The following is an 8,423-nucleotide window of genomic DNA, read 5'->3' on the forward strand; positions in this document are numbered from 1 at the left end:
AACTGAGCGGGCTTGAGGCACTCAATATCGGTCCTGAATCTCTTTTTGTTAATATTGGCGAACGTGCCAACGTGGCAGGTTCGGCAAAATTCAAGCGTCTTATCATGGAGGGGAACTACGATGAGGCCCTTCACATTGCCCGCCAGCAGGTGGAGAACGGCGCACAGATCATCGATATTAATATGGATGAGGCCATGCTCGACGGCAAAAAGGCCATGGTTGAATTCCTTCACCTCATTTCTTCAGAGCCGGAGATCTGTAAGGTTCCCATAATGATCGATTCCTCCAAGTGGGAAATTCTCGAAGCCGGTCTTCAATGTATTCAGGGTAAGGGTGTCGTTAATTCCATCAGCCTCAAGGAGGGGGAAGAGGAATTTAAAAAGCATGCAAAACTTCTCAAACGTTACGGCGCTGCCGCAATTGTCATGGCCTTTGATGAAGAGGGCCAGGCTGACAGTTATAAACGAAAGGTGGAGATATGCAGCCGGTCCTACAGGGTGCTGACGGAGGATGTTGGTTTTCCGGCAGAAGATATTATTTTTGATCCTAATGTTTTTGCCGTTGCTACAGGTATTGAAGAACATGACAGCTATGCCATTGATTTTATCAGGGCTGTAAAGACAATAAAGGAAACCCTCCCTCATGCCCTTATTTCCGGTGGTGTTTCCAATGTTTCCTTCTCATTCAGGGGCAATAATCCCGTGAGAGAAGCGATTCATTCCGTCTTTCTCTATCATGCAATAAAGAACGGCATGGATATGGGAATTGTCAATGCAGGCCAGCTTGCCGTCTATGATGAGCTGCCGGCAGAGCTTAAGGAGCGTGTTGAAGATGTGGTGCTCAATAAACGAGAGGACGCAACGGAGAGACTGCTGGAGGTAGCTGAAAAATATCGCGGTACGGGAGAAGTGGTTAAGGAAGACCTGGAGTGGCGCAGCTGGCCCGTTGCAAAAAGGCTCGAACATGCCCTTGTTAAGGGAGTGACCGAATATATCGATGAAGATACGGAAGAGGCGAGAAAAGAGGCGGACCGTCCCATCCATGTTATAGAAGGCCCTCTTATGGCGGGGATGAATGTTGTCGGTGATCTCTTCGGCGCCGGTAAGATGTTTCTCCCCCAGGTGGTAAAAAGCGCCCGCGTTATGAAAAAGGCCGTTGCCTGGCTTCTCCCTCATATTGAGGCAGAAAAAGGAGAAGGAGTCACGGCAAAAGGTAAGGTTCTCATGGCGACTGTTAAAGGTGACGTTCACGATATCGGTAAAAACATTGTTGGTGTCGTGCTCCAGTGTAATAACTTTGATGTCGTTGATATGGGTGTTATGATCCATACGCAGGCCATTCTCGACAAGGCGAAAGAGGTAAAAGCCGATATTGTAGGGCTCTCCGGCCTTATTACGCCATCACTCGATGAAATGGTCCATGTCGCTTCCGAAATGGAACGACAGGATTTTGATATTCCCCTTCTAATCGGTGGCGCTACGACTTCAAAAGCCCATACGGCGCTCAAGATCGCCCCGGTCTATTCAGGCGCCGTCGTTCATGTCCATGATGCCTCAAAGTCTGTTCCTGCCGTGAGCAGTCTCATTTCGGCAGAACAGAGGTCAGAATTTATTGCATCACTGAAAAAAGAGCAGGAAAATGCCAGAGTGAACTATGGACGGAAGAAGAGTATAAAAAATTACCTTTCCATAGAAGAGGCGAGAGTAAATGGAGCAAAGCTTGATTTTAGTGATGACAACGTAATTAAACCAAAAAAAATGGGCCTTACCCTTTTTGAAGATTATTCCCTTGGTGAGATAAGAAAATATCTCGACTGGACGCCCTTCTTTATTGCCTGGGAAATGAAGGGGAAATTCCCTCAGATTCTGGAGAATCCCGACAAGGGCGGCGAGGCGACAAAGCTCTATGACGATGCCAATAAACTCCTCGACAGGATTGTTGCTGAAAAGCTCCTAAAGGCAAGTGCCGTGGTGGGGCTTTTCCCGGCAAACAGCGCCGGTGATGATATCGAGATCTATAAGGGTGAAGATGGAAGTGAGCTTGCTGCCGTCTTTCATACTATCAGGCAACAGGAAGAGAAAAAAGAAGGAGAGCCGAATTTTGCGCTTGCCGACTTTGTGGCCCCCAAAGAGAAGGGGATACGCGATTATTGCGGCGCCTTTGCCGTGACGGCCGGGCTTGGTATAGAAAAGATTATTGATGAATTTGAAAAGACGCATGACGAGTATGGCACTATTATGGTCAAGGCGCTTGCCGACAGGCTGGCCGAGGCCTTTGCAGAGCTTCTCCACGAGAAGGTGAGAAAGGAACTCTGGGGCTATGCGGAGGATGAGGACCTTGCCAATGATGAGCTCATTCATGAAAAATACAGAGGCATTCGTCCTGCCGCCGGTTATCCGGCTAATCCCGACCATACGGAAAAGGACATAATCTGGTCTCTCCTCGATGTTGAAAAGAAAACGGGCATATGGCTTACAGAATCGAAAGCCATGTATCCTGCCGCTTCAGTGAGTGGTCTTTATTTTTCTCATCGCCGGTCACGTTATTTCGGCGCAGGAAAGATCGGCCGTGACCAGGTAGAGGATTATGCGAAAAGAAAGGGGATGCCCTTTAAAGAGATGGAAGGCTGGCTGGCTCCCTGGCTTAACTACGACCCTCAATGATGATCAACGTTCGTAAGTAGTTTTGGATGACTGTTAAAAAGTCATTTATACAATTCGACAGGCCTGTCGAAGGGGAATTAACCTGGAAACCATGATCCAACTCAGTGTTGTCCGGTTAGAAATTTGCATCAACAATTTCTATTTAGTGTCCATCCAGAAACTATAAAAAATCAAACTATGTTTTCAATTCGGAAAGGAGGGATTTTTTGCAAGGTCAAGGAAATCAAGGGTTTGCGCGGAGGTGTACTACTGTACATGGCACAAGCAAAACCGAAGATTGACGTAGAGATTGCGAAAAAGCACCCTTGACCGATGAAAACTATTTAGAATGACGCAAAAGAATGGTCACTTTGTTCGGGCGCGCTCGAAATGACAGGTTAGTGCTATTTCCTAAGGGGACATTGCCGGACCCCACTGCTCAGAGATCTCCGACGATTCCAGGATTTTGGCTTTCTTCGACAATCCATTGACTTTCTCTTTCTGTTATACTCTTCAGGTATAAGACCTTTTAACTCGCCTTGACTCTTATGCCTGCAAAATATTTTATTATCATAGCCGCTTTTTTGCTCTTTTATCCCTCATGGGCCCTGTCCGGAACGACGAACAGGGTGCCGCCGGGGGAACCTCAAAAACTCTTCCCTCTTTTTGAAGAACACTATCTTGCCGGAGCGGCCCTTTCCTATGAAGAGTCGTCAGCAGCAATGGATAGTTTTCTGGCTCAAGGTGAGGCCTTGCTCTTATCGATTGAAAGATCGGCGCTTTCGTATTTGCCTGAAAAACTGGATAAACTGAGGTTGCTTGAAATAAAAATCTGCGGCAGGGCCTCGGCTGAAAAAAGATTTGCCGCGAAAGCCCTGACTTTTATCTATAAGGCCAGGCGCCGTATGCTTCATCTGTCGAGAACGTGGCCGGGGGACAATACGCCTGTAAGGGATGCTCTCTACCGGACTCTCTCTGGTGGAAGGCTTGCATCGGAAGAGGTTCTTGTACGGCTCGATGATCTTATGCTTTCTCCCCTTATCATGCTGGGAGAGGGCAAATCATTAACACCGGCTGCTGTTGTTCAGGGTATTAAGGTGCATAGCGGTGATGTCCTTATTTCCGGCGGCGGTGGTCTTGTCTCTCTCCTCATTGCACGGGGAAACGCCAGGCCCGGAAAATATTCACATTCGGCTATTATTTATGTCGATGACGAGACAGGCGAGGCCCGGGTGCTTTCATCTTTTCCCTTCCGGGGAACCGTTAAAATGTCTCTTGCTGAATATCTTGAAAGGAGTAATTACAGCGCCATTTTGCTTAGGCCGGCTTCTTATGTTCCGGCATTGCGGGAAGACCCGCTTCTGCCGCACAAGGCCGCCTCATTTATTTGGCATAAAGCAGAGTCGGCCCCTGCTTCATATGATCACGAGATGAACTGGAATGATGATAAGCGTTTTTTCCCGGAGGAGATGATTTTGACAGCCTATAACAGTGTCGGTATTTCACTCTGGGCTGAAAGGGAAGCTCCCATGCCACCGGTTCTCATAAGGTGGTTCGACTCTCTCGGTCTTTCCGGTCACACCTTTCTCCCACCGTCATACCTTGAATATGACAGTCATTTTGTTCCCATTGCAGAGTGGATTAATAAGGAGGCATTAGGCGATGAAAGGCTCACTTTTGCCGTTATGGATGCCCTTTTGCATTCTGCTGCCATGGGGGCTGAAGTGGGCTATTCTTATGATGAAGTTCCTCTCGCCCTGCTGGCCAAAACATGGTCGGTGCTGGCCGGCTACAGGGGAAGGCAGCCCTCCGTCCCTGACGGTCTTTCTCCTTTCGAGGCTCTCAGGATAAGAACGTTGTCGGAGAAAGTAATTCCCGTGCTTAGAGAGGATACAAGGCGTGTGGCTCACTGGTTTAAAGAAGAAAATGGCCGTAACGTGAACTACCTGGAATTGCGGAAGATTGCCGAAAAAGCGTTGCAGGGAAGGAAAAATGATCTGGAAGGGTATTTTAAGACTTATGAAGCTGAAATAGTTGAGTATTTAAGGTGATTTATTGGTGAGAAGACAGGGGAATATCTTTGTTGCGAGATTATATGCCTTGTGGTATAAGTTCCTCATAGGGAATTTCTGAAAGTTAAAAGGAGGTTTAAACCCGATGAAAGAGTCTGACTTTCTTGATGAAAATGCGGTCATTGTTGAGCGGCTAAAGCAGTTGCCCATACTGAGAACCTTCGATAAGGATGATATTAAAGGGCTCATGCAGTTCAGCAAGGTACGGGAATATGATGTCGATGAGGTCATTATCAGGGAAGGTGATACCGATACCTGCATTTTCTTTATACTTTCAGGAAAGGTTATTGTTGAGAAGGATGGTGTTGAACTGGCAGAGCTGGGGCAGCCCGGTGATGTTTTTGGTGAGATGGCTGTTATACAGTCCCGCCCCAGATCGGCTACGGTCAGGGCTTTTGACAAGACGCTCTGCCTTATGGTCGATTCCTCCTATATGGATATGCTCGACAAAACTGATAAAAGCACATTCATGTACATTATATTCCGTATATTCTCGATTCTGCTGGCTAACCGTTTGAGAGAAACGACGGATTCTCTTATTGCTGCAAAGCGCGAAATCGACCGCCTTAAAGAAGGCAGCCCATAAGGCCGGTTATCTGAAATTACATTTTTATCCATTGACATCCGTAATGAGACGCTTTTTTAAAATTCACCATGTGCAGTGACAAAAGAGTATGGGCCGGTGACCCTTTTTCCCTCACACCTGTTGGCAGGGTCCATTCAATATTCAAAAAAAAATTTGGTATTCCCAGGCAAGCGGGTATTATTCCCGAGGCGACGGCAACTATCGAGCTTCTCGCTCCATTTAATAATGAACAGATGGTTAGAGGGCTTGAAGGCTTTTCCCATGTCTGGGTCCTTTTTGTTTTTCACGACAGCGCCGCAGAGGGCTGGAAGACGACGGTAAGGCCGCCAAGGCTTGGAGGACAGAAGAAAGTCGGCGTCTTTGCATCGCGCTCCCCCTTCAGGCCTAACCCTATCGGTATGTCGGCTGTGGAACTGGAGGAGATATCTTTCAGAAAGGGGAAGGTTTTTCTTCATGTCAAGGGAGTCGATCTTCTTCATGATACGCCCGTTATCGATATCAAACCCTACCTTCCCTATTCGGACTCTCTTTCCCATGCTGCAGGGGGATACGCCCAGGAGCCTCCCGGCAGGAAGTTCGATATACACTTTTCTTGCGAAGCCGAAAAAATGATTACCCTGGAGGAGGAAAATGGCGTTTGCGGCTTAAGGTCCCTCATTGTAAAAATGCTTGCCGGTGATCCGAGGCCTGCATACTATCTGCCCAGGCATTCAAAAGCGAGATTTGCCATCACCCTTATGAACCTTGATATAAAATGGTCTCTTGAGGGTGATCGGATTGTTGTTAATGAAGTTGTCAAATTAAAGTGATTTTTTTTAAATGCCTTTGTTGAAAAATAAAAGTCCCGCTCTTGGAATACAGGGCCGAATCAAGAGGGAACAGCGTTTATTAGTGAAGAGGGAATTTTTATTAACAGTGTTTATTCTCTCCATGTGGGAGCTAAAGTAGATGCCCTTTTCAAGCTGAGTCCTCTCGGTGACCCGCTTAAGGCTTACGGCAAGGTTGTGCGGGTTGTTAATACCGTTTCTGATGATGTTTCTGCCATGAGCCCCGGCATTGGATTAAAGTTTGTTGAAATGCCTGACCAGGTAAAAAGAAGTATTACAAACTTTAAAAAATATGGCGCTAACGAAAAATGATGCAGCGCTCTCCCGCTATATCTGCAAAGCAGCCATAGAATAGTTGAGCGCCTGATCCGGTTTATTTCCAGGCGTACACGCTCTTTATATTTTTCAGGTAATCATTCTGCTGTAAACGCCATAGCATAAAAGTATAAGGAACCTGGCCGCCATGCCGAAAAGATTGAATCTCCGGCCGGTGATTTCCTTGCCATGGGGATAAAGGGAAAGGTTGCTTGATGTTTATCTCTACTATTCTCTCCTTTTTTCTTGACAAAAGAATCAAATAATCCTATAAAGATAGCTTCCCTGTTGATTTTTGCAATGAGCCAAAAATTGACTCTACTTAGATAATATTCAAAAAAAATGGAGGGTAAGAATGCAAAGATTTGTGCTGTTGTTTGTGCTGGCAGTTCTCTTTGTCGCTTCGCCGCTTATGTCGGGAGTTTCGATGGCGGAATACGGTGACAAGGTACTCGATAGATATGCCAGCAAAAATGGGATGAGGGCCGTTGTTTTTCCTCACTGGGTTCATCGAGTTCGTATTACCTGTAAAGTGTGTCACCAGGATCTCGGCTTCAAAATGAAGCTCGGCGCTAACGATATTAAAATGACCGATATTGTTGAGGGAAAGTTTTGCGGGGCCTGCCATAACGGTCAGGTAGCCTGGTCGGCTTTTTATTGCGACAGGTGTCATACAGGAACCCCTACGGCAAAACAGTTAATGCCATCCAGTGCGGCGGCGGTTGTTAAAGCGCCTGCAGCCAAATCTGTGAAAGGGAAAAAGAAGAAAAAGAAAAAGAAAGGAGGTAAGCGATGAAAAATATAATAATTACGGTATATTTTTTCCTCCTTGTGACGCTTCTTTTGTCGCCATCAGCCTTTGCCAAACAAAAACTTGCCTACGATGTTGACTCAAAGGAGATTGCTCCCCGCTCCGGCGCCGTGACGATTGTAAAACCTGTTTCAGCTGAAATTACGAAAGCGAGGCAGAATACCACGCTTGCGCCGCACCTTCAATTTAACAGGCTTCATAAGCCCGAGCCTGCACCGCAGTTGTCACCCACTGCTGATGGCCTGCATGATGCGGCTTTACCCTCAGTTCAGAATGAGCTACTTCCACCCCTTGCCGGTATGACGGGGCTTACGAAGGATAGTTTTGGAAACAGGGTCAACTGGGTCAAGGCAGTAAATAATAAGGAAATTATGCCTATAGGAAAAATTTCTGAAGATGATGACGATATGATGATTTTAAATATCGATATTGTCATTCCTGCCGTCGGCTGGACGCCTGACGTCATTTTTCCGCACAAGGCCCATACCCAGTGGCTTGGCTGTTCAAACTGTCATGAGGCGCAGACGGACAAAAAGCCCTTTTTCGAGCCTGTTGCCGGTGAAAACCCGATGACCATGAATGAAGTTGTGGAAGGAAAATGGTGTGGATGGTGCCACTCTGCAAAAACTGAAAAAGTGGCTTTCCCCATTTCCGATTGTGCCCGTTGCCATTCAGGGCCGATCAAGAAAAAGGCTACGCCTCTCAAGCCTTACATGATCAAGTAGTTTTTCTAAATGATAGATGTTAAAGCCGGTATGGACGTTTGAGTCTATACCGGCTTTTTCGTTTTCGCAGGCTTATTGGCGCCGGAGGAAAAGTGTAACGAGAGTAAGGGGGAAGAGTGTATATTACTTCCTGAAATCATCAAAAAGAACCTTCCTTAAATAGTAGTCGCTTTCAAATTAAAATGAATAAAACTTTCCGGATCTTCCGGGTTTTCCGGCCAATACGCAAATATGAGTGTTAGCCGACAAAATAAGTGACTAAATTATCTGATAAGTGAGAAATATAGCAATAAAACTTTGTAAGGGATATTTACTTCTGATATTATCGGGAAAACTACATAATAACTTGTTGAACTCAACCGCTTACGCGGGAAAAAGACTCCAAACCTTCCCTTCTTGAATACAGGTGATAGTCTCTCTAATTTGACTGCTTCCCTATGGGTGT

7 protein-coding genes are annotated in these 8,423 nt (G+C 46.3%); all 7 read left to right on the forward strand.

Features of this window, described 5'->3' with window-relative positions; translation table 11 throughout:
- Positions 1 to 2,663 (forward strand): methionine synthase (gene metH, locus OEV42_20830; protein ID MDH3976715.1); only part of this gene is annotated, 2,663 nt, incomplete at its 5' end.
- A 527-nt stretch (positions 2,664 to 3,190) separates the two neighbouring features.
- Positions 3,191 to 4,693, forward strand: a complete 1,503-nt coding sequence (locus OEV42_20835; protein ID MDH3976716.1) for a hypothetical protein — start codon at positions 3,191 to 3,193, stop codon at positions 4,691 to 4,693.
- A 106-nt stretch (positions 4,694 to 4,799) separates the two neighbouring features.
- Complete coding sequence (locus OEV42_20840) at positions 4,800 to 5,300, forward strand: cyclic nucleotide-binding domain-containing protein (GenBank protein MDH3976717.1); 501 nt, start codon at positions 4,800 to 4,802, stop codon at positions 5,298 to 5,300.
- A gap of 68 nt (positions 5,301 to 5,368) precedes the next feature.
- Positions 5,369 to 6,109, forward strand: coding sequence for a tRNA (N6-threonylcarbamoyladenosine(37)-N6)-methyltransferase TrmO (tsaA, locus tag OEV42_20845; protein MDH3976718.1), 741 nt, complete (start codon positions 5,369 to 5,371; stop codon positions 6,107 to 6,109).
- 78 nt (positions 6,110 to 6,187) lie between these two features.
- The gene (locus OEV42_20850; protein MDH3976719.1) at positions 6,188 to 6,439 is read left to right on the forward strand and encodes a PilZ domain-containing protein; all 252 of its coding nucleotides are present in this window, start codon (positions 6,188 to 6,190) and stop codon (positions 6,437 to 6,439) included.
- Between the two features lie 358 nt (positions 6,440 to 6,797).
- Positions 6,798 to 7,238 (forward strand): hypothetical protein, encoded by a 441-nt coding sequence (locus OEV42_20855; GenBank protein ID MDH3976720.1) that lies wholly within the window; start codon positions 6,798 to 6,800, stop codon positions 7,236 to 7,238.
- The gene (locus tag OEV42_20860) at positions 7,235 to 7,978 is read left to right on the forward strand and encodes a hypothetical protein (GenBank protein ID MDH3976721.1); all 744 of its coding nucleotides are present in this window, start codon (positions 7,235 to 7,237) and stop codon (positions 7,976 to 7,978) included. Before OEV42_20855 ends, OEV42_20860 begins: the two co-directional genes overlap by 4 nt.
- The last annotated feature ends 445 nt before the right edge of the window (positions 7,979 to 8,423 follow it).

The organism is Deltaproteobacteria bacterium, from assembly GCA_029860075.1.
Taxonomy (GTDB): Bacteria; Desulfobacterota; JADFVX01; order JADFVX01; family JADFVX01; genus JAOUBX01.

Coding starts and splice junctions, on each gene's coding strand:
- OEV42_20835 (MDH3976716.1), top strand. CDS start 3,191: ATGCCTGCAAAATATTTTATTATCATAGCCGCTTTTTTGCTCTTTTAT.
- OEV42_20840 (MDH3976717.1), top strand. CDS start 4,800: ATGAAAGAGTCTGACTTTCTTGATGAAAATGCGGTCATTGTTGAGCGG.
- tsaA (MDH3976718.1), top strand. CDS start 5,369: ATGTGCAGTGACAAAAGAGTATGGGCCGGTGACCCTTTTTCCCTCACA.
- OEV42_20855 (MDH3976720.1), top strand. CDS start 6,798: ATGCAAAGATTTGTGCTGTTGTTTGTGCTGGCAGTTCTCTTTGTCGCT.
- OEV42_20860 (MDH3976721.1), top strand. CDS start 7,235: ATGAAAAATATAATAATTACGGTATATTTTTTCCTCCTTGTGACGCTT.